This window comes from Pseudoalteromonas sp. GutCa3, assembly GCF_002836155.1.
GTDB lineage: Bacteria > Pseudomonadota > Gammaproteobacteria > Enterobacterales > Alteromonadaceae > Pseudoalteromonas > Pseudoalteromonas arctica.
Map to the genome: position 1 here is coordinate 111028 of NZ_PJBK01000103.1, position 26443 is coordinate 137470.

Annotated in this window: 26 protein-coding genes; all 26 read left to right on the plus strand. The window is 35.5% G+C overall.

Annotated elements, in window-relative coordinates; translation table 11 throughout:
• Positions 1 to 2: 2 nt before the first annotated feature.
• Positions 3 to 491 (plus strand): transglycosylase SLT domain-containing protein, encoded by a 489-nt coding sequence (locus CXF64_RS19970; RefSeq protein ID WP_101217905.1) that lies wholly within the window; start codon positions 3 to 5, stop codon positions 489 to 491.
• Positions 492 to 559: 68 nt separating this feature from the next.
• Positions 560 to 997: a PFL_4695 family integrating conjugative element protein gene (locus CXF64_RS19975; RefSeq protein WP_157823680.1), complete on the plus strand. Its 438-nt coding sequence runs from the start codon at positions 560 to 562 to the stop codon at positions 995 to 997.
• Positions 994 to 3087, plus strand: coding sequence for a type IV conjugative transfer system coupling protein TraD (traD, locus tag CXF64_RS19980; protein WP_101217907.1), 2094 nt, complete (start codon positions 994 to 996; stop codon positions 3085 to 3087). The genes CXF64_RS19975 and traD overlap by 4 nt, the downstream gene beginning before the upstream one ends.
• Positions 3080 to 3814, plus strand: a complete 735-nt coding sequence (locus tag CXF64_RS19985; RefSeq protein ID WP_157823681.1) for a DUF4400 domain-containing protein — start codon at positions 3080 to 3082, stop codon at positions 3812 to 3814. The genes traD and CXF64_RS19985 overlap by 8 nt, the downstream gene beginning before the upstream one ends.
• Positions 3815 to 3936: 122 nt before the next feature.
• The gene (locus CXF64_RS19990) at positions 3937 to 4269 is read left to right on the plus strand and encodes an RAQPRD family integrative conjugative element protein (RefSeq protein ID WP_157823682.1); all 333 of its coding nucleotides are present in this window, start codon (positions 3937 to 3939) and stop codon (positions 4267 to 4269) included.
• Between the two features lie 216 nt (positions 4270 to 4485).
• Positions 4486 to 4842 (plus strand): DUF2976 domain-containing protein, encoded by a 357-nt coding sequence (locus tag CXF64_RS20000; protein ID WP_101217911.1) that lies wholly within the window; start codon positions 4486 to 4488, stop codon positions 4840 to 4842.
• Positions 4842 to 5216 carry a TIGR03750 family conjugal transfer protein gene (locus CXF64_RS20005; protein ID WP_101217912.1) on the plus strand — a complete coding sequence of 125 codons (375 nt, stop codon included), beginning with the start codon at positions 4842 to 4844 and terminating at the stop codon, positions 5214 to 5216. The genes CXF64_RS20000 and CXF64_RS20005 overlap by 1 nt, the downstream gene beginning before the upstream one ends.
• Before the next feature lie 6 nt (positions 5217 to 5222).
• On the plus strand, positions 5223 to 5831 hold the full coding sequence (locus CXF64_RS20010) for a PFL_4703 family integrating conjugative element protein (protein ID WP_101217913.1): 609 nt from the start codon (positions 5223 to 5225) through the stop codon (positions 5829 to 5831).
• Positions 5831 to 6616, plus strand: a complete 786-nt coding sequence (locus CXF64_RS20015) for a DUF3438 family protein (RefSeq protein WP_101217914.1) — start codon at positions 5831 to 5833, stop codon at positions 6614 to 6616. The genes CXF64_RS20010 and CXF64_RS20015 overlap by 1 nt, the downstream gene beginning before the upstream one ends.
• Complete coding sequence (locus CXF64_RS20020; protein ID WP_101217915.1) at positions 6607 to 7980, plus strand: hypothetical protein; 1374 nt, start codon at positions 6607 to 6609, stop codon at positions 7978 to 7980. Before CXF64_RS20015 ends, CXF64_RS20020 begins: the two co-directional genes overlap by 10 nt.
• 49 nt (positions 7981 to 8029) lie before the next feature.
• Positions 8030 to 8314: a hypothetical protein gene (locus tag CXF64_RS20025; RefSeq protein ID WP_101217916.1), complete on the plus strand. Its 285-nt coding sequence runs from the start codon at positions 8030 to 8032 to the stop codon at positions 8312 to 8314.
• The gene (locus CXF64_RS20030) at positions 8304 to 11117 is read left to right on the plus strand and encodes a conjugative transfer ATPase (protein ID WP_101217917.1); all 2814 of its coding nucleotides are present in this window, start codon (positions 8304 to 8306) and stop codon (positions 11115 to 11117) included. The genes CXF64_RS20025 and CXF64_RS20030 overlap by 11 nt, the downstream gene beginning before the upstream one ends.
• Positions 11118 to 11289: 172 nt before the next feature.
• Positions 11290 to 12117 (plus strand): hypothetical protein, encoded by an 828-nt coding sequence (locus CXF64_RS20035; RefSeq protein WP_101217918.1) that lies wholly within the window; start codon positions 11290 to 11292, stop codon positions 12115 to 12117.
• A gap of 2 nt (positions 12118 to 12119) precedes the next feature.
• Positions 12120 to 12668, plus strand: a complete 549-nt coding sequence (locus tag CXF64_RS20040; protein WP_101217919.1) for a hypothetical protein — start codon at positions 12120 to 12122, stop codon at positions 12666 to 12668.
• A 17-nt stretch (positions 12669 to 12685) separates the two neighbouring features.
• Positions 12686 to 14185: a hypothetical protein gene (locus tag CXF64_RS20045; RefSeq protein WP_101217920.1), complete on the plus strand. Its 1500-nt coding sequence runs from the start codon at positions 12686 to 12688 to the stop codon at positions 14183 to 14185.
• A gap of 12 nt (positions 14186 to 14197) precedes the next feature.
• Positions 14198 to 15469, plus strand: a complete 1272-nt coding sequence (locus CXF64_RS20050) for a hypothetical protein (RefSeq protein ID WP_101217921.1) — start codon at positions 14198 to 14200, stop codon at positions 15467 to 15469.
• Positions 15466 to 16167 (plus strand): hypothetical protein, encoded by a 702-nt coding sequence (locus tag CXF64_RS20055; protein WP_101217922.1) that lies wholly within the window; start codon positions 15466 to 15468, stop codon positions 16165 to 16167. The genes CXF64_RS20050 and CXF64_RS20055 overlap by 4 nt, the downstream gene beginning before the upstream one ends.
• Before the next feature lie 8 nt (positions 16168 to 16175).
• Entirely contained in the window at positions 16176 to 17789 is a 1614-nt protein-coding gene (locus CXF64_RS20060) for a GspE/PulE family protein (protein WP_101217923.1), read from the plus strand.
• 187 nt (positions 17790 to 17976) lie between these two features.
• On the plus strand, positions 17977 to 19125 hold the full coding sequence (locus tag CXF64_RS20065) for a hypothetical protein (protein WP_101217924.1): 1149 nt from the start codon (positions 17977 to 17979) through the stop codon (positions 19123 to 19125).
• Positions 19126 to 19145: 20 nt separating this feature from the next.
• Complete coding sequence (locus CXF64_RS20070) at positions 19146 to 19610, plus strand: prepilin-type N-terminal cleavage/methylation domain-containing protein (RefSeq protein WP_101217925.1); 465 nt, start codon at positions 19146 to 19148, stop codon at positions 19608 to 19610.
• A gap of 5 nt (positions 19611 to 19615) precedes the next feature.
• Positions 19616 to 20113, plus strand: coding sequence for a type II secretion system protein (locus CXF64_RS20075; protein WP_101217926.1), 498 nt, complete (start codon positions 19616 to 19618; stop codon positions 20111 to 20113).
• A 21-nt stretch (positions 20114 to 20134) separates the two neighbouring features.
• Complete coding sequence (locus CXF64_RS20080) at positions 20135 to 21862, plus strand: prepilin-type N-terminal cleavage/methylation domain-containing protein (protein ID WP_101217927.1); 1728 nt, start codon at positions 20135 to 20137, stop codon at positions 21860 to 21862.
• A gap of 12 nt (positions 21863 to 21874) precedes the next feature.
• Entirely contained in the window at positions 21875 to 24253 is a 2379-nt protein-coding gene (locus CXF64_RS20085) for a hypothetical protein (protein ID WP_101217928.1), read from the plus strand.
• Between the two features lie 4 nt (positions 24254 to 24257).
• Positions 24258 to 24482 carry a hypothetical protein gene (locus tag CXF64_RS20090; protein ID WP_101217929.1) on the plus strand — a complete coding sequence of 75 codons (225 nt, stop codon included), beginning with the start codon at positions 24258 to 24260 and terminating at the stop codon, positions 24480 to 24482.
• Between the two features lie 58 nt (positions 24483 to 24540).
• Positions 24541 to 26175: a Calx-beta domain-containing protein gene (locus CXF64_RS20095; protein WP_198551155.1), complete on the plus strand. Its 1635-nt coding sequence runs from the start codon at positions 24541 to 24543 to the stop codon at positions 26173 to 26175.
• The gene (locus CXF64_RS20100; RefSeq protein WP_101217931.1) at positions 26141 to 26440 is read left to right on the plus strand and encodes a helix-turn-helix domain-containing protein; all 300 of its coding nucleotides are present in this window, start codon (positions 26141 to 26143) and stop codon (positions 26438 to 26440) included. Before CXF64_RS20095 ends, CXF64_RS20100 begins: the two co-directional genes overlap by 35 nt.
• Positions 26441 to 26443 lie beyond the last annotated feature (3 nt).

Consider the following 26443-nt stretch of genomic DNA (forward strand, 5'->3'; position numbering starts at 1 on the left):
ATATGAAGCATTTATTTTTCTACTTTATTTTTTTCTCTAGTTCTGCTTTTGCTAATTTCGATAGTTTAGTCAGTCAAGTTTCAATTGACACAAAAGTACCGATTCAGATTATTAAAGCTGTTTGTACACATGAGAGTCAATCTTTTTACAAAGGTAAAAGACAACCTTGGCCTTGGACTCTAAATGTTAGTGGTAAAGGCTATTGGTTTAAAGATTTTAATTCTGCACGTTCTTTTGCAGAGTTAGAACTTTTTACGGGCAATAAAAATATAGATATTGGTCTTTGCCAAGTAAGTTGGAAGTGGCATGGTCAAAATTTTAGTTCTATTGATGATTTATTAGATCCTTCGACAAATATTCGCTATGCCGCTGAGTTAGTCAGTAGTCTTAAAAAAAGAGGTGTTTCATGGGAAACAGCAATAGGTTTTTATCACTCACCTTCCAATTCGGAACGTGCAAAAGTTTATTCAGATTTGGTTTTATCACGTTAATATCTTTAACTTCTATTACTTCTTATTCTAATGATCTAATTGAGGTTGGACGAATTGGTAATACTATTTTGACTGATAAATATTATAAAAACATTGATATTCAGAAATCAATTAGCTCAAGTTCATCACCTGTACAAGCTAAAACCTTACTTGATAAATCAAAAGATAGTATTTCTAAAGATATTTTTTTCCCTTTAACCCCTAAAGTAATGCAGCCAGGTATTATGAAAAGCTTTAAGTTCAACGAAAGAAAAACAGTTACACCTTTCGCTGTTGTAGGCACTGATAATTTATCTTTAAAATGGCTAAATCTAAGAAGAAACAAACTTAATGAATTGAACGCTCCAATTTTTGTCGTACAAGCTCGTTCGTTTTCTGTTATTGCTGATTTAGCTAGTTCTTTCGATGATCTAAATTTTGTTCCCTCTTCTGGCGATGGTATAGGTGCTGATTTAAATGTAGGTTCTTACCCATTTTTAGTTACAGAAATAGGAGTTTTTCAATGAGTAATGATTACCCTATAGAAAGGCTTCTGCGACCTGTGGTTGAATATAATGCAGCTACTGCATCTGGTATGGCTGCTGGGCTAAGTTTTGTAGCGCCATCATATTGGATGATGACCGAGCCCGTCTCTTATGTATGCACCGGTGTACTTGGTTTTATTAGTTATAAATATTTAGATAATGCCCTTCGTTTAAGTAATTATCAAAAAAATGTAAAAACTTTAAAGCCTTACGTCATAGCTGCTTGTGATGTTCCTGTGTCAGAAGACAAGTCTTTTATAGGCTTAGGATACCGTTGGCAATCGATTCATACTCAGCGTTTATATGATACTTATAAACCTGAGAACGAACACTTTATTCGCCCTCCTAAATATTATGATTGGGCAAGACGAAAAGAGTCGCAGTGGGAAAATAAATTTTGTCTTTCAGTTTTAGCCAAAGGCTTGAAAAGCGATAATTTTTTAAATCCTTTTAAGGCTTACCCTGATATAGGTGGTAATGCTGCTATACATGGAGTTGGAGCTGACGAAGAAGAAAATGTATTTTGGAATTTGGGTGAAAGAAATGGTCATGCTTTAGTTCTGGGAACTACACGCGTTGGTAAGACTCGTTTTGAAGAGGTTCTTGTGGCGGGTGACATTAGGCGTAAAGGTAAAGGTGGCGATAACGTTGTTATTGTTATTGACCCCAAAGGTGATGCCGAGCTATTTAAAAGAATGTACACCGAGGCTAAAAGGGCTGGCCGCGAGGATGATTTTTATTTTTTTCACTTAGGTTATCCTGAGGCTTCTTGTCGTTATAATCCTGTAGGTGAGTTCCAACGTATTACTGAGGTTGCAGGAAAAACAACTTCACAATTAGGTGAAGCTGGTAATTCAGCGGCTTTTAAAGCTTTCAGTTGGCGATTTGTTAATGTTGTTGCAAGAGCGCTAGTAGATGTAAATAAGCGACCAACTTTAGAAAATATAAACCACTACGTTCAAGATCTTGAAGATTTACTTTACATGTATTGTGTCCATGCCCTAAAAGCTGTTGATGATGATCCTGCTGACTTAATTGCAGAGCGAGCTTCTAAGGTTAAAGATAGAGACCCTATGGTTGAGCGTAAAGGTAAAACTAAAAACACAGTTGCCATTGTAGCATTAATGAAAGAACTCCTGCCTAATGACAATCTAGGTCGTCAATTGATTATGGCATCCAACTATGAGCGCTCTTTCTATGAAAAGTTGGTTGCTAGTTTAATTCCTTTTTTAGATAAGCTGAATACAGATAAAACAGCAAAGCTTCTTAGCCCTGAATACTTTAATGATAACGACCCTCGCCCAATTTTAAGCTGGCGTGATGTTATCCAAAGGCGTGGTATTGTTTATATTGGTTTAGATGGAATGACTGATAGAGAAGTTGCTACGGCAGTAGGTAATGCAATGTTTAATGATTTAGTTAGTATTGCTGGTTTGATGTACAAGCACGGTAAGAATGTTGGTTTGCCTAGCTTGAACGGTAGTAAAGAGCTAAAAATGCCTGATATATATTTGCATGCTGATGAATTTAATAGTCTTGTTGGTGAAGAATTTGTCCCAATGGTCAATCAGGCGGGTGGTGCTGGTATTAGAGTTTGTGCTTATACACAAACGTTACAAGATATAGATGCTAAATTTGGTACTACTACAGGTAATCCAAAATCAATGCAGATTGTAGGTAACTTTAATACTCTATTCATGATGCGTGTACAAACTGAAGAGACTGCTAGTTTGCTTACTAGTAAGTTGCCCAAAGTACCCATTAAAGAGGCTACTTTGGTATCTGGTGCTAGTAAAAAATTGGGTAATGATATTGGTGGCTTTGATGACACTAATCAAGACCGTATATCTGAAGAGAAAGTGCCTCTTGTTGAGCCTACTCATATAACTAGCTTATCTAAGGGTCATGCTTTTTGTTTGCAGTCAGGTAATCAGTTATGGAAAGTTAGATTGCCACTCTTTTCTAAAAAAGAGTCTGTTGAATTGCCGCCTACGTTACAAGATATTTGTACTGATATGAATGAGCGTTATCAAACAGGTGATCTTTGGTGGACAGGGGCTTCTAATGGCTAAATCTGAACAGCATAATCAGCAGGATAAAGCACAACGTCAAGGTGCATTTACTAAGATTGTTGTCTTTATTATTTCATTACCTTTGACGGTACTTGTGACTATGATCATTTCTATTTTGGTTGAATGGTCATTACTTTATTATTGCGACGATGGGCCTGATTCTAATATTTGTCAATTTACTGATTTCAAGCCTGAAATGGGTGCTGATCATTCTAAAATTATGCTCAATCAAGAGGCTAAGTATATAAACACTCACTTCAAAGAAAGTATAGTTGGATCAACTCCAATTAAACTTGCTGGTTCAAGTATTCGTTGGTTTGAATCAAATATTTTTAAGCCTTTAGGAATTGATGGTTTAAAGTCTCAATCACCTTCAGCGCGTGGGGATGCCTGGGATTATTTAATCTCTGCTTATACAATTGTAAAAGTTGTTTTACTCAGGCTTTGTGTACTATTACTTTCACTGCCTGCTTACTTACTTTTTGCTGTTGTTGGTATTGTTACAGGTCTTGTAGAGCGTGATTTGCGTAAGTTTGGTGCTGGCAGAGAAAGTACAGATAAGTATGAGTTATCTATGAAATTAATTGCCCCGTCAATTATATTATGTTTTGTTTTGTATCTTTCTTGGCCTACATCTATTAATCCAGCTTTGATTGTTGTTCCATTCTCGGCTCTTTTCGGTTATTCACTTCATTTAACAGCTTCTAATTATAAGAAGTACTTCTAAGAAAAGTTTGTCATGCCAAACTTAAAAGCAGCTATTAGCTGCTTTTTTTTTTATAAAAAAAAAGCATTGAAAAATCCACCCCTGCTTTTCACGCTTGTTTATCGCTTTATATGGTTACAATCATGAAAAGTTTATATCAAGGTGTCTTAATAATGTTTCGTACTGTTTTTGTTTTTCTCATTTTCTCTATCTCAAGCTCTGCTTTTGCTAGCACTGAGACTGAGAAAAAAGAATTAATTCGAATTTCTCAAGAACTGAACTTTTTAAAGAGTGAGGTTATGTCAATTAGCAAACATCGCAGAGTAGATGATTTAGAACCTTTTTCTTATGAAGACCTAGTGAGGGATCTGGATGCAATGTCCAAAGCAATTGAACGTCACGTTAAAGAGCCTTCACGTCAACCTAAGAGCGTAAAACCACTACAAGTTGAGAATGGTTATGGCGATTTTTACTAATACTGCGGGCGTTAGTCCTGAGGAGGTTTTTTCAATAATAAAGTGGGTTCTTACATTTGTTGTAATTCTTTTTTCTGTTTCCGTCATAAAGGGATCTTATGCGCGTTGGATAAAAGGAGATATGGAGGTTTCAGATGTGCTCTTTGATGTATCACTATCGGTGTTTATTGTTGTGTATATATCGTTCTTGATTGATTAATTTTATAAGGTTTAAAAATGAAAATATTATCTTTTATCTCATCAAAAATATCTGTCTTTTTTTGGGGGGTTATGGCTTTCACTTATCAAGTAAAAGCGGATATACCAAAGACGGATGATTTTGCTGATGGAGCTGATGACCAAGGCGGCATCGATACTCTCTACTGGCTTTTAGAAAAGTTTATGCAATTTATTGTTCTTGGTGTTGCTGCGATATTTATTATTGTTATCGCAAAAGCTGCAATTGTTAAATATAACGAAATATCAGATGGTCGTGGCGGTTGGTTAGATCTAGCTGGTCATGTTGTTGGTGGTGTTGCTTTGCTTACTCTAGCAATAGTTATGTTTAACTGGATTCCTGATTGGATTAGCTAATGAAAAAAGATGAAAGTGATTATACAAACTCTTTTACTGGTGACTTTATAAATGAAGAGCCTGTTGTTTTCAAAGGTCTGACTGACGCTGAAATAAAGATTACGTTCTTAACTGCTCTCGGTTTTGGAGCACCTTTTGGCGTTATTTTAGCTTTATTGATAGGTCTCCCTGAGTTAATAATTGCTTTCGTTTTAATTTTTCCAATTGTTGTTGTTTTCCTTTTAGCTGGTTGGATGGAAAAGGCTAGAAGGGGAAAACCTCCTGGTTATATACAGCAGAAGGTCACAGTTTTTCTAATTAGAAATAGAATGAAAAGTAATGACATTACTTGTGAAAGTTACAAGTGGTCATTAGGTCGAACTCAGAAAAAGTAGTGGTGAATGATGTTAAGTAAAACAGTAAAAGCAAGTGACCGTAAAGATAGAATAATTCGTGGTCTTGTTATCTTTTGTATTTTTCTCTTGGGGCTTGTTTTTCATGCTCAATATTTACTAGCCACTGTACCCAAAGAGTTTGAGTGCCATTTCCCACCTGATTTATCTAAAGGTGGAATGGTCAAGGTTAACGAATTCCAAAGGCATGAAGTTTATGCATTTGCTTTTAAAATTTTTCAGCAAGTCTATCGTTGTGAAGATGATTGTTCTATCGAGTTTGGTGGTAATGTTAGGAAGTATGGGCACTATTTAACTGAATCATATAGGCATGAATTAAAGGCTATTGCTACCCGTAGCGAGTCTGAAAACAGAAGAACAAGCAGAACAATCTCAGAGTATGGCATCTTTAAAGAAAGCAAAGTAATACCGCTTGGGAATGATACTTGGGTAGTTTATTTAGATGTAAATGAAAAATATTATATCGGTGGTAAGTTGGTTAGAAATCCAATAATGCGTTACCCGCTTATTATTACGAAATATGATGTTGATCGTGAAAAAAACCCTTGGCGCTTAGGTATTGATGGTTTACACAGCAGAGCTACAAGGATTAAATAATGAAAGTTATATTTTTTATTTTATTGTCTTATGTTTCTTTCAACGCTATTGCACTCGAAAGAGTTGCTTGGTCTCAGGGGCAGGAGATTTTTGCTGAGCTAAAAATTAATACGGAGAGAAAAATACTATTTCCTGAGAAAGTTCGCTTCGCTGTAAAGCCAAAGTATAAGGATTTATTTACCCATTCGATAATTGACAATGTTTTCTATATAACTGCAAAAACTCAGTTTAACGAGAAAGTCACTTTTCAAGGTTTAACTTCATCAAGATTTTATATACTTCAAATGGCCGTTAGCGAAACAAGCTCAAAGTCTGGAAGACCACTTTCTATTCAATTAAATAGTGAGAATAGTTCTTTAAAGGAAATCGTGACAAAAGAAGCAATTTCGAAAAAGGCTCTAACCCCAATTGATTTGGTTCAATTTGCTTCTCAAAGTCTTTATTCAAAAGATGAGGCGCTGATTGAAAGTAAATCTGGTATCAAAGCAGTAAACATAAAAAAACGAGAAATACCTAATTTTTATAGAGGTGCTTCTTTAAATGCTTTTACTTTAGCTGGTTGGTCAGGTGGTGGGTTATATGTAACTGCCGTAAAGCTAGTTAATTTAACCCCGCTAAATGTAGTTTTCAATCCATGTAATGTGCGTGGTGAATTTTATTCTTCAACCCCGCAGTTCAATGTTTTATACCCTGCAAACAGCCGAAAAAATTTCACAGTTGTTTATATGGTGAGTAAAAAGCCATTTGATATATCAATAAAGAACAGGAGGGTTTTATGCGTTTGAATCAGAATCCTTTAGTTAAAGGTATTATTGGTCTTATGATCTTTATACCAGTAGCTATTTATTTTACTAACTCAGACGATGCTACTGTGCCTGAGTCTACAACTAAAAAAAATGCTAATGAACTTCCATCGGTTACTGAAAATGAAGCCATTGCATCTCTCTCAGGTTATTTAACTACTGTTGAAGATAAGCAAAAGGGTATTACGCAAAAAATTGATCAATTAGTTACTAAAGATGATTTAACTAAAATAATTTCTGATGCAGCACAAAAAAACCCTACAGGCCAAACTGATGTAGTATCACTTGAAAAAACTGTTAACTCTATAGTTGCAAAACATGTTGCTAAGATGCAGAAAAAGTTGATATCAGAAAATACTATACAACCCTCAAATGCAGGTAATATTGATGATGAATTACCATTTGGTGAAGAGTTTGATGTTAATATTTCCAGTGATTATGGTCAAAAAAAGGTAGGTGCTAACCCTAATCAAATAACTTGGGATTATCCATTAGGTCACAAGGTTGAGGGTGAAAATGGTGTTGTTGGGGGGATTTTAAGTTCTGGTGATGTTTGGGGGTCTAAAGCTTCTAATTTCGGTGAAAGTGTTTCTAATGATGTAACTGAACTTAAGCAAGACCTAGAAAGAGATTTAAAGCCAATTCCATATGCCACGATACATTCTGATAGTTCATACCATAATGCTACTGCTTTAACTGCTCTTATAGGACGTATTGAGCGGGATGGTAAGTCACATAGCCCTTTCCGTTTTCAGGTTGCTCTATCTGGTGATAGCCTCCTAGCTAATAACCACCATTTACCTGAAGTAGCTAATGCTATCATTTCAGGTCAAGCCATTGGAGATAAAGCTTTTAGCTGTGTCAGGGGCTACGTTACGAGTATTACTTTTAATTTTTCTGATGGTCGTATCTATAACCAAACAGGTACTTTTTCTGAGCCTTTAGCTGAGCTTGCTGATAAATGGGGTAATCCGTGTATTAAAGGTGTTGCAGTTGATGATATAGGTAAATATTTAGCTATTCAGGGAGCTGCTGCTGGAATATCTAGTTTTGCTGATACTGTTGCAAAACAACAGCAGGAAATAGTTTCAACTGGTAATAATGCAGCTTTAGACCTTACAGGTTCTGCTGGTAAGTTAGCAGCGGGTTCTTTTATTTCGGGTGGTTTGAATAAGACTTCGGAAACTTTAAGTGAGAGGTTTGAGAGTTACTATGAAGCTATTTATGTTCAGCCTGGCATGAATGTAAGCGTTCTTTTTCTGCAAGACATTAATATTGATTATAAACCAACAAATAGGAAAGTTAGCTATGAAGAAAATAGTGTTGCTATTACTTCTCTTTATTAATGGCTGTGCGAGTCAAAATCCTTTTGAGCTTTCTCAGGAAGGGCCAACGATGAAAGAGAATTATGATAACCATACATCGGGCATTTTGGGAAATCCATCTTCAGAAGACTTTGCACCAAATTCAAATATTGGCAGAGAACTTGAAAATGATATTAATTACTCGATGGTAAACGAATTTGCTTATAAGCGCATTAGTAACCCAGAGCTTAAAATGTTTATTTATCCTCATAGATCGGAACTTAATAGCGTAGTTATACCTGCTTACTCAGTAAGCTTCCCCATGTATTTAAAAGTTCAATACAGCTTAGTTGGAGATATTGTTAATGGTTACTAATCAAAAATCAAAATTAAACGCTTTTAAAAAATATGGTAAAGAAATACTTAATAGCTTTAAAATTTATGACCGTGAACCTAATGAAATGGTCACAGATAGCGATATAAACGACTTATATTCAGTACGAAAAAGCTTCACGGATAAACTTCCTTGGGTCGAATACCTTACTGATTCTGAATGCTTTTTATTAGATGATGAGAGAAGTGTTGCAGCGGTTTATGATATTTTCCCTTCAAATGCAGAAGGTGTAATGTTGAGTGAATTAGCTCGCATCAGAGATAATTTCAAATCTTTTTTGAATGAAGTTTTTCCTCAACATGATAAAAACCCTTGGGTTGTTGAGTTTTATCAAAGTGATACTTTGTCACTGTCTTTTTTCAATAAAACTATTCGCGACTACGCAAAGAAAGTAGGTGGCGATAGTCCTATAGCTAATACATATTTACCGATTATGGAAAAACATTTAAAAGACGTTTGTAAAGAAGGCGGTCTTTTTCATGATGATACTGTTACTGGTGTTAATTGGCGTGGGGCTATTAGAACTTATAGGATGGTTTTTTATCGTAAACTGGGTAATAACGGGCTTTCTGCTAAAGGTCGCACACCGATTGAAGAGTTAAACGATGTTCGACAAAAAGTAGAAAGTTCATTAACTCAGTCTGGTATGAAGTGCTTTCGTGTGGATGGCTTGAATTTTTATGAATGGCTTTTCCGCTGGTTCAACCCGCGCCCAAAAATTACCGATGGTGATACTGATACCTTATTGGAGCGCTTAGGCTATGTTGAAAATGAAGATCTCCCTTATGGTCATGATTTTTCAGAAAACTTGTTACATAAGCCTCCTGTAAGTGATGCTGAAAAAGGAAGTTGGTACTTCGATGACTTACCTCATAAGATAGTTACTGTTCAAAATCTTAGAAAGATGCCAAAAATTGGCGCTCTATCTGCCCCTAAGGAAAGTGGTAAGTTTGTTTGTTCTATGTTTGATAAAATGCCTGAAGGGACTGTTATGTCAATGAAGGTTACTATTACTCCATCAGATGTTATTGAGAAAAGAATAGATCACATTGAAGAAAAAGCGGTTGGTGAATCAGCTAAGATAACAAGGGTTATTAAGGAGGCTAAAAAGGCTAAAGAACGGATTGCTAATGATAATCCTATGTTTCCTGTTGAGCTCTGTTTTTATATTAGGGGCGAAGATGATGATTCATTAAGAAAGAACCAAACAGATGTTATCTCTTTACTTCAAATGGAAGGTCTTAATGCTATTGATGATGAAGATGATCCTATTATTTTAGATTCATACATCAGAAATTTACCTATGAATTACGATCCTTCCAAAGAAACGAAAAGACGTCGATCTCGTTTATTTTTTACTGAACATATCGCTAATTTAGCGCCTATTTTAGGTCGAGGGAAAGGTTCAGGTAATCCTGGTCTTCTTTTCTTTAACCGAGGTGGTGAACCTATGTGTTTCGACCCTCTTAATCCAATGGATCGTTCTAAGAACGCACACCTTTGTTTATTTGGCCCTACTGGTGCGGGTAAGTCAGCTCAAATAACTAATATGCTTCTTTTCATTCAAGCAATATATAACGCCCGTATTTTTCTTGTTGAAGCTGGCAACTCGTTCGGTATGTTACGGGAGTATATGAAAGAATGTGGTGTATCTACTCATAAAGTTCGGATGAAGTCGGGTGAAAATACTACTATTCCACCGTTTGCTAATGCACTTAAAGCTTTAGAAAGAGAAGAGCGAGAGCAAGAGCTTTATGGCCGTAGTACTACGATTGTAGAAAAAGACATTTTTGAAGCTGTTGAAGATGAAATAGCTGAGGATGATGATGATACCGAATTTGAAAAAGACTATTTAGGTGAAATGGAAATTATTACACGTATTATGGTTAGTGGTGGTATTAAAGAAGAATCAAAAAAAATAAAATTAGGTGATCAGCAATTAATAAGAGAAGCTATTTTAGACGCAGCGCGTGCTTGTAAAAATTCAGGACGAAAACAAGTAATTACAGAAGATGTTGCAAATGAGATTTTAAAAATATCTGATGATGAAAAAGTTCCTTCAGAAATTAGAACTCGTTTTTTTGAATATGCAGCGGCTATGAGAAAATTCACTCAAGGTTTGGCAGGGCAAATATTTAACCGAGAAGGGGATTTATGGCCTGAATGTGATTTTACACATATAGATCTAGCCGAGTTTGTTAAAGATAATAGCGAAGCTGAGTTAGCTGTTAGCTACATGTCTATTTTGAATAATGTTAACGATATTGCTGAGCGTGACCAGCAATCAGGCCGACCTATTATATTCCTTACGGATGAAGCTCACTTAATTACAAAAAATCCTTTGTTAGCACCAGGCGTAGTAAAAATAGTTAAGATGTGGCGTAAATTAGGAGCTTGGCTTTGGTTGGCGACTCAAAATATGGCAGATTTCCCGAATGAGTCACACGTTATGCTTTCATTATTTGAGTGGTGGTTATGCCTTGCGCTTGAACCCGCAGAGGTTGAAGAGGTCGCTCGGTTTAAAAAGTTAACGGATGAGCAAAAGTTTCTTCTATCCAGCGCGAAGAAACAGCATAAATGTTATACAGAAGGCGTTGTTTTAAGTGGACGATATTCAGAAGTATTTAGAATAGTTCCTCCTAGTTTGGCATTAGCTCTTGCTATGAGTGAATCCGATGAGAAGACTCAAAGGAAAATGCTAATGGATGAATTTAATATTACTGAAGTTGAGGCAGCTAAAATGGTTGCAAAAAAACTAGACCTTGCAAGAGGTATTTTAACTTAATAATATTATGTTTGGCATGCCAAACTCTTTTTTAATTATAAATCAAAGCAGCTTATTTTAGCTGTTTTTTTTGTTTGTAAAAAAGCATGTAAAATTTCACCCCCCCCTTTTTACTATCAGTATTGCCCCTAGCTCAATAAAATAGTCTCATTATTATAGAGAGGCTTTTTTAATGAGAGTTATTAATTCCACTGGTTTTATTTTTATAGTTTCTTCGTTGTTGCTTACTGGTTGCTCGCAGTTGCCAGCAAAGGTTCAAAACATCTTAGAACCACTTGTTTATCCGTTGGCTAATATTGAACAAGAAGAGAGAGTTGCACCGAACCCTAACTTTTTTATTAATTTTTCTAATGGAGTTAGTGATTTTAACAATTCGTTTCTTTTTCAAGAGCTTCTTAGTAATTCGAGTGATTTAGTTCTAAATGGTAGACCTGTTGTTGTTTTTGTAGCAAATGGCAATAACCATAAGGATTATGAGCTCGCAATCTCGCGGCTTTACTCTGTTGTGAATACAGAAGCCTTTGATGCTGAATATAGGATTATTGTTAAGCCTTTAGAGCGTGAGGAACAGCGTAATAGACTTGCTGTTTACTTAACTGACGATTGGAATTATTTGAAAAAGCAATTTATGTATAATTCAGATTATTCTCTTGTTGCAGGTGATAACGGTGTTTATCGTTCTTCAGATGAGCGCCTTTTATTAGCCCGCCCTTCAAAATTCACTTTCCATCCTAAAAGTGGTGATGGCGTAAATCAGCTTAAAGAACTTCTTGTTTATCTTGGTTGGGATATTAATACGGATAATGTGGTAGCTCCTATCTCAATTGCAAAAATCAATAAGGTTGATTTAGTTACGCTTAATAGTATTGCTTCTCGCAGTGAAGTTAATCTAATACTTAGTGAATTATTTCCTAAAGTCCTTCCAAATTTTACATTTCTAATTAGTGATTCCGAGCGTGTTGTTCGAGTTATTAAAAAAGATATTTTACAGGAAAATTAAAAATGAAAATTATTTCTAAAAGTATACCTTGCACAGTTTCTTTATCGCTTGCTTGCTTTATCTCTTTTAGCTCATTTGCTGGGAATAGTGTTTTGCTTGGTGTTGATTATGACGCTGAAAAACCTCTTGTCCAAAAGCCAATTTTAGGGGAGGCAACTGAGACTTATTCAGAAGGTAAACTTGACGATAATACCTTTGACGAAGCTACTACCGAAGGGTTGGTTGCAAAAATTGGTGTCGAGCTTAAAAGCAGCGCTCCAGAGGTTGTTTTAACTAACGGTGGCTATCGCTTTTATAGTAACTCAAAAAATGTTGAGTTTGATTTAAGTAAAGGTTTGCTTAAATCTCAGGTTTCCAACTTACTTTTAAATCATGAACTCATTGGTACTTTAGATGATATTCAATGGAGCGCTTCAGACAATTTTGTTTGGCCTAATAACTTTACAGTTAAGGGGCAATCTTTTGACCATGTTTTAAATCAAATTTTAAAGCCATATAAATTAATTGCTCAATTTAAGGGTAACGGCAGCGTTATCGTAACGGGTTTATAAATTATTTAGAGGTGAGTATGTTTAAAGTTTTATTAAGTGTTTTCTCTGTCGCAGTAATTGTTTCAGGTTGTACTTCTTCTATTTCATCATTCGATACGGTTAAGCGCGAAGGTGAAATTAAGGTAGAAGAAGCTTATGAATTTGCAATCAAGGATAAAAAGTATCCACATGTTTCTTATTCAGATGATTATTTTGTTCCAAAGTTAAAAGCGCGTGAACAAGATATGCCGAATTGGTTTTTTGATAAATCTGAGGGCAGTTATTTAGATTATACGTTAGAAGAAGTTATGCGCGATGAGCTTGCTCGTCGTGGTGTGAACATTCGTTATCTAGATAATTTAGATAAAGCTAGACGTTTTTCTATTGTTCATCGTGGCGGTTCAATTGGTGGTTTATTAGATAAAATATCTTTTGCTACAAAGTATTCTTATGAGATTGAAGGTGATTTGCTAACTTGGAGTAAATTCAAAACAGAAGAATTTGATGTTTCGTTTATAGCAGGCCAAACGAATTACATGTTTGGTAACAAAAACGGTGGTTCATCTTCCGATTCTAATACAAATTCTTCAGGTGCTGTAACAACGGATGCTGGATTTGATAATAGTGATGAATTTATTAATTTTTCAACTGAAGGTTTATCAATTTGGAATGATATAGAAAAGTCTATTACTTTGTTGAAGAGTGATGAGGGTAAGTTTGTAATCAATGAATCAACATCTACGATTATGATTAAGGATTTCCCTGATAACGTTTCTGCTATTTCATCTTATTTAGAGCGCGAAAATAAGAAAATAACGAAAATGGTAGCCGTTGATCTTCAAATTATAGAGTTCACTTCTAACGAAGGTGATCAAAAAGGTATTAATTGGAACGTTGTTAAACAAGATTTAGCCACTGGTGGTGTTTTTGGTCTAACAACTGCCTTTACATCATTAGTTCAAGATGATTTAGCCCCTACACTGCTTGGTTACAATCAAAGCACTGGCAAGTACGCAGGTTCTAATGTGCTTGTTAATGTTCTTGAGCAATATGGAGCCGTTTCTGTTGCAACGAAAAAGCGAATTGTTAGCTTGAATAATCAGGTTGCTAAAGTAATTGGCGGTGGTGAGCTTGGATATTTAGCACAAAGCGGTGGCACTGCGACTGCTAATGTTGGCACTCAAGACAACTTAATGCCTGGTATTCTGAAAACAGGTGAAACCATCTACATGTTACCCAATGCAGTTAAAGATAAAATAGTTATTCAACTTTCTACTAAAATATCCAACTTGGAAGAATTAAGAACAGTTACTAGTGGTGGGAAATCAATAGAAACACCTGAGACATCAAAAACAGATCTTTTTTTAAAGTTTGCAGTTCAGGATGGAGAAACACTTTTAATTAGCGGTTCAAGTGAAAATCGTAGCGAATATAAAGAAAATTCGACAGGGGGCCTTATTTTGCTTGGTGGTGAACTTGGCGGCAATAAAGGCCAAAAAGAAACTATTATTCTTATTACTCCTCGAATTGTTAACTAACAGGGGTCTTGAATGAGAATTTATCTTAGTCCTAAAAAAGAACATAGGTGGTTGTTTCAGCCTTTTCGTGAGTCATTTAGTGGGGCTGGTCGTGAGTCTAAGATTCGCAATAGCGCCAAAAAGAATGATTTTAGATATTTAAATATTTTCCCTTCAGGGGATACTTTACATGCGGCATTCACTTCTGAAAATAATGCTTTTGATTTTGCTGCGAGATTTCTTACCTACTGTGAAAGTTCGTCTTTAGAGAATGTTATCTATACGGAACGTTCAACAGATGAAGCTTGTGCTTTAGTTGTGATCAAAAACGGAAAAATTTACCAAGATAAAGTTGGTGATATTACTCAAGTTGAAAAATGGCTAACCAACCTCCTTGTGATATTGGACGTAAGCGAGTTTAAATTAATTAACTTTCAATTTATTAACGGTGAAGTGCTTTTAAATCTTAAAAATAAATTAGATGTAAAGTTAGTTGATAATTTATCGGGAGCGCTTACTGATTCATTAGAACCTAATGATGACGTTTTTTTTCTATCAGAACGTGATGCAATGAATAAAATAAATACCAGAAAGCCTTGGTTACTTTATTTTGTTTTAGCTGCTGTACTCGTTCTTTTGTTTAATAGTTTTTTAGGAGAATCTGAGCCTTCTGATACTGTCGATTTAAGCCTAGACCCAAATGAAGTTTTTTATGAATCAATGTCAACCGACGTTATTCAAGTACTTAACCGTATGGGCCAGGATTACAATATTCACATTGGCCTAATGAGTCTTACAGGCTGGACTGCTGATAAAGTTATTCATACTAAAGGGCAGGTTAGTTATAGGATGAGAGCTACAGAAAACGGTGATATATCTACTCTTAAAGCCTTTGGAAAGCAAAATAACCTGCACCTTATGGTTAGCTCCAATGAAACTGTTCTTTTGGGCGTTGGTGCTAATAAATCGGTGTATCAGCTTGGTGAAGCCCCTATATATGATGTTGAGGACGTTCATCACTTCATCAGTGACGCCGTTAATTCATATATTCCTAATGCAGAAATTACTTTTATACGTGATATTCCTCAAGGTAAAAAAAATAGCAGAAAGTGGGTTGTACGAGAGCTAATGTTCCAGTTCAGGGGTTTATATAAAGAAGATCTTATGACTCTTGGGGCGATTACATCTAATTTACCTATTAGCTTAGGTGGTGACAGTAAAGACCCTAAAGCAGGTCAGTACATAGTTGATTCAGAAAGGTTTACTGGCGGCTTAGTCATTTCAATTTTCGGAGATAAAAAATGAATAAAAAAACTTTAACTTACTTAATTGGGGGTTCTTTAATTCTTAGTGCCGCTGTTATTTATCGCATTTCTGATGATAATAGCTCTTCTACTTCAAGGCTGAAAATTGAAAAGAATAACGAAAAGGTTAAGCAAGTCGATTCCAGAAAATTTGCGCCACCTGTTCGCGGTGAAGTAGCTGATACTATTGATGCACTTGCCAGACAAATCATAGCGCAATCACCAAATCAAGAAGAATCAGTCGTTTTTTTAGCTGAGGCTAAATCTTATCGCATTGAGGAAATGCGTTCTCGTCGCGCTAAAGAACGTGCAGATTCAGCTAAAGCAAATTATGACGCTGACTTTTGGCAGAGAAAACGTGGTCGTATCGATGCTGATTTGGCTAAAGAGCAGGAAAGTGAATCAATTGACACACAAGCTGGAACTCAAAACCGTTATCAAGGTAATGGAAATACTTATTCTCGACAAAAGTCAGATTTACCAATAGTTAGAAGTGAAGGTGTTCTCTTAGAGCTATTTACTTTACGTGCCATATTAAAAGAAGGTAATACTTATGTAGCTCGCCTTTCATATGGAGATAAACGTGTTCCAGCTAAAGAGGGTTATACTTTATTTGGTAAGGTCAAAGTAGATAGCGTTTCTAGAAGTGAAATAGTACTCAGTAAAGGTGATGAATCAGTCACTCTTTATGCTTATTAGGGGGCTCTATGTCTATTACTATGAATAGTATAGCTTCAGGTAAAGCTAATTTAACCTTCGATTTATACAAGGACTTAGGTTTTAATTTTTTCACACCCTTATTAGATATTTGTGTTGGTTATGAAGGTAGTGGTGATGTTGACGATTTGGACACAGCATTTGTTGTTGTTCTTACTTCGCCACTAAAAGAGCAATGTGCTTTTATTGTGACAACACGTAATACAGCTATAAATAATCCAATAAGGCTTCAAAATTTAGACTCTCTTTTATCTTCGAAACATTCGATGGTTGAAGTTGAGCTTGTTTATGCAGAACCCAGTGCTGTCCATGCTATTTTAGCTGATGCTAAATTAAACAAAGATAAACTCCCTGTCGATGACATTTTAGTGAACAAAAGCTCTGCAATTAATGACTTAGAAAATATAGTAACTGATGCAGTTATTAGTGGTGCTTCAGATATTCATTTTTATGTTTATGAGGATAGAGCTGAAGCCGTTTTCCGTATTGATGGGCTTTTTAATCGTACGGTATCTTACAGTCGTGAACAAGCAAGGTTAATAATTGCAGCAGGACTTAATACAAAGTCTGCTGATTATAAAAATGTGGGTGATGATAATGAAATGGCTGATGTATCAATGCATATTACAGTTGATTTACCTGATGAAAATGGCAATACAAATAGAAGAGAAAAAATAAATCTACGTACATCTAAAAGCGGGGCGTTAGAAGGGCCTCATACAGTAATGCGCGTAATAAGAACATCTCAAGAAGCAAAAAAGACTATTACAGACTTAGGCATGGACATTGATATAAAAGACATGCTCACTGACTCTACTGATGCACCGATGGGTATTATTTTAATCACAGGGCCTACAGGTTCGGGCAAGTCAACTACCTTAGCTGCACTTTATGAAACTATAGATGAGAGTAGGAAAGTAATGCTCTTAGAAGACCCTGTTGAATATAAAGTTAAAAGACGCAATACGGTACAGAAACCTGTTGACCCCAACCAGCCAGGGCAAGGTTTTATTGATCACTTAAGAACCGCATTAAGACAAGATCCCGATATTATTGGTATTAGTGAAATGCGCTCAAAGGAAGTTGTCGAAATTGTTATTAAATCAGCTTTAACAGGTCACTTGATGGTCTCTACCTTACACACTAATGATGCGATTGGTACTATTAGTCGGCTTATTGATGAGGGGGTTAGCCCTAAAATTTTAGCAGAGCGAAACTTATTTAGCTGTATTGCAGCGCAACGTTTAATACCCACACTCTGCCCTCATTGTAAAGTTAAGGATGATAGTTTGATCAACTACCCTGGTGCTTATGTTAAAAGCAAAGATGGTTGTGATTTGTGCAAATTCACTGGTTTTAAAGGTCGAGTGCTAATTGCCGAGTTAATCAAGTTTGATGATAATTGTCGTGACTTTATTGGAAACCATGATTTATCAGGGCTTGAAAATTATTTGATTAGTTCTGGTTGGAAAAATATGACTCATAGAGCAAAAATGAGAATTGAAGAAGGGCTTATCGATCCTTTTGAAGCCAAAAGACACATTACAGGTTTGTTTAACGATGAAAGTTCTATTGTGTATGGAGATGTTAAATTTGCTTTTTAATTCCCTTATTCTATAAGTTTGTCATGCCAAATATTTATATGTTCCCAGCCCATCAAGCAGCTTTTTTATAGCTGCTTTTTCATGCGTAATAAAAAAGCATGTCAAATTTCACCCCCCCCTTTTTTGTAAAATATTATTTTTTATTTAGTAGAATGTTTCCATTGGTTTTGCATATGGATTAATTCAATTGAATCTAAAACTTATCTCAGAATACTTGGGTCGTACAAGCCAATTTTTTCTTGAGTACTCAGGGTTAAATTATAAAACTTGGGAAAAACTTAAACGTTTTTTCAGAACTTGGGGATTTAATAAAAAGAAGCAATTTGAATTTATTCAAGATTTTTCTTCTTGGTTAAATGATGGAAGTAGCCCGAAAATAGCTTGTGAATCAATTATAAGATCAGGACAAAATGATTCTAGGTTAGTTCATGAAGTTAATGCTGCTAAGGGGATTTTGGATGCTTTATCGCGGGGGCTTCCTATTTCAGTTGGTATGGCTGATTGGTTCGAGCCTGAGGTGGTATCTATATTTTCAGCGGGCCAAGAAGCAGGCGCTGGAGCTTTAAACAAAGTTGTTAAAGAATATTTAGTACAGCAAGAGGAGATAGCCAATGCAACGTCTGTTTTTTGGTCTCCTATAAAAGCTCCCTTGATCTACTTAGGTATGGTGTATGGCTTTTTATTAATGATGGGATTGGGGATATTGCCTCAATTTGCTGATTTCTTACCTGCTGAGAAGTTAGATGGAACTGTCGTTTTAGTTATGGATATAGCTGCTTGGTGTCTAAAGTACATGTATTTTATTTTAATAATTATTTTTTTTGCTTACTTGGGTTTTTTGAACTTTTGTCATAACAACGTTAGTAAATTTAGAATGGCAATTGATGATTATTTCCCTCTTAACATTTACAAAAATTTTGCAGCTATGAGAACCCTTAAAACGTTTGGTATTTTGGTGGAAACTAAATACAACGTTCATAAGGCCGCTGTTGAATTGAAACAATATTCTCAAGGCTACATGACTTATCACCTTAATCACGTTATACGTGAAACACAATTTGGTGAAAGCAATGTTGCTGAGGCGCTAAACTCTGGTTTGTTGGGAAAAAGGCTTATGTTCAGATTACGTAATGCTGCTAGTTCATCAGACCAAAGTAAGAAAAAAGCTGCAATATCTATTGTAGCAGACCGCAGTGGTCAAGAAGCCATACGTGCTCTAAAGGGTACTAGAATTAAGGTTGCAATATTCGTCTGGTTGTTGGTTGTGGCGATTTTACTCTTAACGGTAGCATCTTTTATGGGCATTTTAAGTTCTTTGCTTAATTTGGCTAGTTAATTAATTTTTTGGAGTTTTAAATGAATATTTCAAGTATGAATCAACTTAAAAAACAACGTGGCTTTACATTGGTCGAGTTGGTTATAGTTTTAGTCGTAATAGCGGGTTTAACCATAGTTTTACTACCTAAAATACAACAGGTAATGGGTTTAGGGGATGCTGCAAAACTTAAGGCTCAAGTCTCAGAAATTCAAAGCGGTGCTTTGTTATACAAGCAGCGTGAAATGGTGTTTACGGGTATTGATATGGAAACTTTAGATGATCAAGGTTTCATTTCTGACCGCATGGGTGATGGTGTTGCAATCAACCCTTGGGGTGGCGATTATTCTGTTGAATCAAATTCAAGTAATGCCACACAGTATATAATTACTGTAGATGGTATTTTAAGTGAAGATATCGGTTCACAAGCTGAAGCTGACTATGCAACTTCTGCTGTCACAACAGATTTTGATGGTTCTACTCTAACACTAACTTTTCAAGGTTAATTAGGATGAAATTGGTTCGTGGTTTTACATTTATTGAATTGTTGATTGTATTGATAGTAGGTTCTGGTTTACTACTGGCATCTAGTTCTTTTACTTCTCCATTCTCTAAATTCAATTCGGCTAAAAGAATTAATTCAGAGGCTAAAATTGTTCTTAATTCTATGAATCATTTTTATCTTAAACACTGTGGTGATATTGTTTTCCCGACTGTAACTTTAGATGGTCTAAAAAACGAAGGGTTTTTAAGTTCTTATGAATTTAAAAACCCTTGGGGGGGAGGGTTTCAATTAGACATAGATAGAAGCACCCCCCACTCTCCACTTATGATACTAAAATTAGAATTTAATAGTGTTGAATATGCATCGCTGGTTTCAACTTATTCTCAAAACGCAACTTTTAATAATAAAGTCGTTACTTGGCATTTAAGCGGGTCGCTTAGTCAAAGCTTAGATGGTGTAATGTTGCAATTAGATAAACAAGCTTTTGATACTGATTTGTGTTGATTTAAGCTAAAAGGAGTAATCATGATTTTAAAATATAACAGTGCTAAAGGTTTTTCATTACTAGAATTAATTGTTGGTCTTGTGATTGTTTCAGGTCTATTGGCTGTTACTGCACCTCAGTATTTAGAACAAGAGATTCCTTTAGATCAAATCAATACTTCTAAGGAGCAAATAAGTAGCATTAAAGGTGCTGCTAATTCTTATTTTCTTGAAAATAGAGAATGGCCTTCTTCTATTCAAAGTCTAGTTGATGGTGGATATTTACCGAGTAATCAGCTTTCACCGTTTGGAACAGACTATTCAATTGGGATTAACGGAAAAAATCTAGTTGTATCTGTTGACACAAATAGAGAAAAAATGGCGAATATGCTCGCAGGTAATATTGCGTTTGGTAATATAGATTCTTCAGGTGAAATAGTTAGTACTGAAATGGGCACTCCTTCAAGAGAAGCTATCCAATCATTTTTCTTAGCTAGAAAAGCTGTTGCTGGTTGTCCTGAATGTAATCAACTTAGTCCTGGTACTAACCTCGATATAAACAACAATGACCTTATTAATATCAATAACATTGATGCTAAGAAAGCAACTATAGAAAACGCAACTATAGAAAACGCGAGTATTGATGAATTAGATGTAGAAAAAATTCTACTTGGTAACAATAGTATTTCTTATGATGGCGATTCAATTAATTTAAACGCGGGTAATGTTGTTTTTAACGGCTTGCTTACTGTTAATGGCGATATTGATGGAAATGGCAATAATATAACTGGTTTTGACCTAATTGAAGCCGATGATGCTAAATTTACTTCGTTAGTTGCGGATGACGCTGTTTTTTCAAATATTGAGGGTGAGACCCTTACTTATGAAAATGGTGTTATTGATGAATTACGAGGAGATAATTTAGATTTTGACTACGCGAAAATTAAAGACTTAAGAGGTAATGTTTTAAATTTCGCTACGGGTACTATTGATAATATTTCAGGGGATCTAATAACTTACAGCTCAGGTTCTTTTGTTGATCTTACTGGCGATGACCTCGATTTTTCTAATGGTAATATAGACCGATTAAGAGGTGATAATTTTACTTTCACTAATGTTAACTCTACCAACGGGTATTTTGAATACCTTGAAGCCCAAAGTGGTATTTTTAATGGGGTAGCAGTTAGTGGAACTGCTGACATAGACAATTTAAATTCTAACAGTGCTGTTATTGATGACATTGACGCTAGAACTGCTGATATTGATAATCTTACCTTTTCAAGATTAGACTCTGAAAGATTAGATGCGACAAATGCTAATTTAGCTGAAGTTGATGCAACTAACATTAATGCTAATTTCCTTACTACTGGTAGTTTCAGTGCTTCGAGTTTAGAAATAACAAATGATTTTTCTATAGGCGGTAAATTAACAGCTACTTACGTTGATGTTTTGAACCAGACCACAACTAACATTTTAAATGCTAACACTTCGTCTTTAGGTAACGCATCAGCTACTAATATGAATGTTGCTGACAACGTTACTGCGAATAAATTTATTGTTAATACGCTCACAGCCAATTCTGGTGACTTAGGCAACGCAACAGGCTCTAAAGCTACCTTTACTAATGTTGAAGGCAGTCGTTTCAATGGTGGTCGCTTTACTGGCGATAACTTCACTACCAGCAAAAGCAGTGTTAACAACAACAAGTCATTAATTGACAGTTATATTTTGAGATGGAATGAATGTAAATCTTCAGGTGGTTGTCAATAATAGGTGATATGTATGTTGTATAAAAAACAAAGCGGTTACGGTTCTATCCTTTTGTTAACTATATTAGGTTTAATGGCTGTAAGTGGTACTTATTATTATAAGACGCGCGAGTCAGCATCTAATGCTATCGAGCAGAAATACCTATCAACGGCACTGGAAATAAATGAAATTTCTAATGCTGTTACTAGTTATTATAAAGACAATCATTCTTGGCCTACCTCAATGAATGAAGTTATCACTCAAGGTTACTTCAACGGCTCAAGCTCTCGCTGTGGTGGTGGGGCTTTCGTTTCAACTGTATGTACTAATATATTCGGTGTTGAACTTGGCGATGATTACACTTTAAGCGTAAATCTACTTTCTGAGTCTCTAGCTTCGATGGTTGCCAATCAGATCAAAGGCGGTTCATCTAGTGGCACTACTTTAACAGCTATTGTGAAGAGACCTTTCCAATCAACGTTATATCAAGATTACCTCCAACGTGTTGAAGACCCAGATAATCCTTCAAGAACAACACTTGAGCAAGCAATCGATTTTAATGATAATGACCTGTTAAATGCGAATGAGTTTAATGCTAAAAAAGTAGTCTTTGATGATCTAGAATCGTCTAATTTAATAGTTAATAAACTAGATGTTGATACGTTAAAAATTGGTGGTAATGAAATTGAAAGTAAAGATTCCACCTTAGAATTTGATACAGATTCAATCACTGTTAATGGCGATATCTTATTGAATGATGACTTACTTGGTAATGGTGATTTAACCAATTTTACTAAAGTCGTAGCTCAAAAAGGTGAGTTCGATGATATTTCCGCAGTATCTGCAAATATCAAAGAATTAAGTGGTAGAGACTTAGATTTTTTAAGCGGCAATGTTATTAATTTATCAGGTTCAGAGCTTTATTATGATTCTGGTACAACTGATACACTTAACGGCCAGGATATTGACTTTGGCGATGGCGTTATTGGTAATATCTCAGGTGTTACCGCCAACTATTCGAGAGGATTAATTTCAAGAGTTTTAGGGACTAACCTAGTTTTTTCAAAGGGTAGTTTTATCTCACTTTCTGGTGATGAATCAACTTCTAATAAGTTAAGTAGTGATGATTTTTTTTCTAATTATGTTAATAGTAACGCAGCTGAATTTGATGATTTATTAGTTAAGGGCAGTTTTACTGCACCTGATTTAATTATTGATGATTTTGTTACAAATTCACTTCAATCAGATTCTGCAAACATTTCTAGCGGCAAAGTTATTAATGCTACGGGAGATGTCATTAATATCTCAGGTGACTCGGATTTTGATATGTTGGTATCCGAAAATATAGAGACTGATAAGTTTAAAACGAATAAAGGCATAGCTAGTTCAGGCTCTGTTTCTGGTGAAGCGAAAATTAGAAAAGTTAATGTTAAAAATTTAATTATTTCTAATGAGCTCAATACTGAAAAGCTAAAGTCTACTACATCCTCTTTAGGCTCTGCTTCTTCAACTAAATTGGGTATATCTGATTCTTTAACATCTTCAAAAGCGCTAGGGAGTGTTCTTGATATTTCAACAAGCCAATTTATAAATCTTAAAGCCGTAAACGCTTCTTTTTCTACTGTTAATGGTGATGTTTTTACAGGACGTGATTTTCAAACTACGGATGACTTTTACACTTCTGTTTCATCTGTAAATAAAAACTTTGATTTAATAACTGATCAACAACAGATACTTGATAATTGTATGTACGTTACTGAATTTTGTTTACCTCAGACACCAAAGATAGATATTTCCTGCGTGAATTGTATATCATCTAAATCAAGTGAGTCATTTTCGGCTACTATTACCGCAGTTATTTCACAGTGTCGTCAGGGGTGCAGCTATAGCTGGTCTAAAACTGCTTTTAATGGTTATTGCCCCTCTGGTTCTATATCAGCTGGGTCGAGCAAGACGGTCTCTTGCACAGTGACTGGTAGCGCATCAGCGGAATCTTTAAAAACTGGTTCTGTTAGTATAACAGCCTCCAACTCTTTAAAATCTTCATTATCGACTACTAAATCAGTAAGTATCAGGTGGAGTAATACGCAACCGGCTGAACCTGTTGGGTGTTTTTATGATGCAAATAATCAAGTATACACAGAGCAAGACGAATCCTCTGATTTTGGTGATAATGAAAGATATGATGAAGTAACTATTTATACTTGGGATGGTGTTGAAGTCTATAGGCATGCTGAAGGTTATAATGATCGAGATGGCACAGATGGAGATTATTCAAATACATCGGGTTCGTTAAATGATGGAAGGTATTCTTTTGAAACGGGTGCTGTAATTAGCTCAAAAAGTGATGCGCGTGGTTCTGGTGGTTATCTTTATGAAGCTACTTTTGAAATTTGTCGTATTGAAAGGTGATTATATGATTACTAAATTATCAGATGAAAAGTTTTATGTGCTTTTGGCTTTTACCAAAATATCTAGTGATAGTACGTTAGGAGCTGCTTTGTTTGATTATTTCGTAACTGGTTTAACACAGGCCGAGTGTGCAGATAAAAATAATTATGATCGTTCAAACTTTAATAAGCGGTTAGATAAATTTCTCGTTGTTTATGAAAATGCTGAAAAGTATGCAAAATTAAATTGACAATGGTATCTAAAGATACCATTATATGTATAGTTTAATAATTGAATTGGAACTAAAAATGAAATTAACATTGAAATTTGCTATCGCTTTAAGCCTTGCTTCAACATCTACTTTAGCTGTTGATATGGATACATTACAGCTGAATAACCATTCTGTTTCGCTTTCAGATATTAATTCTGAGAATTTAACGTTAAACAATGGTGTTTCTGTAATCGATTTGGTTGCCTTTTACCAACCATCATTTTCTAGTTTAAATGGCGCTCAGTGGGCTCACACTCGAATTAAAACATTAGTGGATAATGCAAATGAAGTTCTTTCTAATAGTGGGTCTAATTCAATTATCCGATTAGTTAATGCTCAGCAAATGACTGGTATTTCAGATAATGCCCATTATGATGATATAAACCCTGCTGATAGAATTTTAAGTCCATACGGTGCAAATGGTGGTTATCCTGAAAATAATGCTTATCTAGCTTTTGGTGCTGATATTGCTTTGTATATAAGACCGTATAACGAATCACTTAACCCTGAAGTTTATGGCTATGGAGAAGTTGGTGGTGAGTTGTCAGTGGTCTTTGATGTTGCTGCTATAAATCAAACTGATGGTGATTATGTCTTTGCCCATGAGGTTGGTCATAATCTAAGTGCAGGTCATGTTAATGATGATAACTACACTTATTTGCCATCGGCTCATGCTACTTATTGTGCAAGTCATTATACTATAATGGGGTTGACTGAAGAAAATAACCATAAATTTTTTAGTGATCCTAACGTTGTTGTTAAAGGCGATAGTTGCGGTGTTGAAGGTGAGGCTGATAATTCATCAATAGTTAAAGAAAATGCCCCAATTGCTGCGGCTAGACGTACAGCTCCTTTGTCTGTCGGCAGTGTTGGATTTTCTTCTCTTGATTATAAATTGGATTCCGCTTCAGAGTTCGTAGTTATTAATTTAAAACGTACAGGTGATTTATCTCAAGAAACGTCAGTAGAGGTAGCCTTCTTCGATGATACAGCAAAAGAAGGTGTGGACTTCAACAAGAGCTTTGAGCGAGTTAGTTTCGTCTCTGGTTCTGATACTGCTGAATTAACCTTACCTGTAAGCGCAGATGCTTCAGGTAAATCTAAGGCTGTTTTGCGTTACCCGTACAAACTGGATCTTAATGAAGAAAACTCAGAGGCTTCAATTGTTTTTACTGAAACGCCAACACATGAAGGTGTCTTTGGTTTTTCTGCTGATAGTTACACCGTATCAGAGGGGGATGGCACTGTTGCGCTAAGTATTCTTCGTGAAGGCGGGGTGTATGGTGAAAAGGTGCTCAGGGTTTACACTGAAGATGGTACTAGAAAGTCGGGTGTGGATTTTGTTGGTTTTGATAGTGAGTTTACTTTTTTAGATGGTCAAGATAAATTAGATGTTGTAATTAATTTAATTGATAATAACATTTTCGATTCGATAGGTTCTTTCAGTGTTCATTTGGATGGTATTTCATCAGAGATTTCTATAAACACTGTTGAAATTAACTTAACAAATAATGATAAGTCTTCAGTTGACTCAAATACTGAGACTGATGTTAAGTCTAGTGGTGGTGGCTCTTTTGATTTGTTTTTTGTGCTATTATTAGTATCAAGTTTAGCGCTAAGAAGTAAAACAGTTCGAAATGGTAATAAAAAACATCTTCCAAAGTGCCTATAATCGCAGGCTGATACTTGCCTATTTAATTTGTGAAAGAGGGCCTATTGGGGCGATTGATTTAAAAAATACGCTAGGTTGGCCTAAGAATACAGTCAAAAGTAATATTGTTGGTTTGTCAGATTTGGGCGTTTTAATAGAATTCACAGGCTCAAAAAAGACTGGTGGTTATCGGTTGCTTGATTGGGGGCCAATCAAGAAATCATGGGTTAAGTCAAACTACCAAGAGATAATAGATTCTTTAGATTGTTTTATTAAAAAAAATTAAGGT